The organism is uncultured Cardiobacterium sp., from assembly GCF_938028185.1.
In the GTDB taxonomy this organism is placed as follows: Bacteria; Pseudomonadota; Gammaproteobacteria; order Cardiobacteriales; family Cardiobacteriaceae; genus Cardiobacterium.
In genome coordinates this window covers 1-1202 of the sequence record NZ_CALJAH010000295.1, presented here as the reverse complement: position 1 = coordinate 1202, position 1202 = coordinate 1, and the positions used below count along the sequence as shown (strand labels likewise).

Annotated in this window: 2 pseudogenes; both read left to right on the top strand. The window is 57.5% G+C overall.

Annotation, left to right across the window (positions count from 1 at the left end):
• The first annotated feature begins 205 nt into the window (after positions 1–205).
• Positions 206–895: pseudogene (locus Q0349_RS08730) on the top strand (NAD(P)H-binding protein).
• 78 nt (positions 896–973) lie between these two features.
• Positions 974–1202: pseudogene (locus Q0349_RS08725) on the top strand (hypothetical protein); the annotation flags it as partial.

Sequence of the window (1202 nt, the reverse complement as noted above, 5' to 3'; positions counted from 1 at the left end):
GTTGTACGGCGAGGCGACGCAACACAGTATGAGGCTTTCGGTGGATGGCTATAAATGGCCGACCTACGCTGGTCGCATGGTTCAGATGAATAATCCGGTCGTAGGTCGGGCACTTGTGCCCGACATTTTCCGATGTCGGCATAAATGGCCGACCTACGTTTGCTCTTTGTGAGAATTGCATACATCCGCCCTGCCCCATTGCTGAATTTCCCTCACAACCCCATGCGATGCTACCGGGCTAATCAAACCGCGTGCGACCGGCTCGCTCGCCCGCACCGTCATCGCCACCGCCGCCGCAAACCCGGCGCTGCACCTCACCCTTTTTGCCCGCCAGCCGCGCAATTTGCCACCGCAATACCCCGCCATCGCGGGCGACGCGCTTGACCCCGCTGCGCTGCAAGCGGCAATGCGCGGGCAGGACATCGTTTATAGCCATCCACCGAAAGTTTCAGACAAGGCGCGCCGCTGAAGACAGTACGCGGTTGTACGGCGAAGCGGCGCAACACAGTATGAGGCTTTCGGTGGATGGCTATACATCAACCTCGCCGGCGACCTCGGCCGCATGGGCGCGAACATCGTCGCCGCGATGCAGGCGACAGGCGTGCGCCGCGTCATCGCCATCAGCTCCATCGGCATCTACGGCACGCCCGTGCGCGACATCCTCCGCCCCTACCGCGCCCTCGCTGACTGCATCGAAAACTCCGGCCTTGATTACACCATCCTCCGCCCCGACTGGTTTACCGACGCCGACGAAATTGACTACCAGCTCACGCCGAAAGGTGAACCCGAATGCGGCCATGCCGTGTCGCGCAAAAGCATCGCCGATTTCGTCTGTAAACTGTTCGCCGACCCGGCAAAATATATCGGCGCCAATCTCAACATCAGCAAACCATGAAAAAACGGCGATAGCTGGCTCATCGAAAAATCCGTCGCCACCCTTTACTGATTTCATCCCAACCCAAAGGAAACAACCATGAACCTGCAAGACATCCAGAACCGCTTTGAACTGAAACACCTCGTCGATCACTTCTCCAACCTCGCTGACGAAAAGAAAGTCGCCGAACAAATGCCGCTCTTCGCCGAAAACGCGGAAGTCATTACCTATATCGGCGATGAATTGTTCGCCCATGCCCAGGGCCACGCAGAAATTAGACCTCTTTCCAAACCAGGCAAAGGCATACGTTTTTTGGAATTTGTATCCC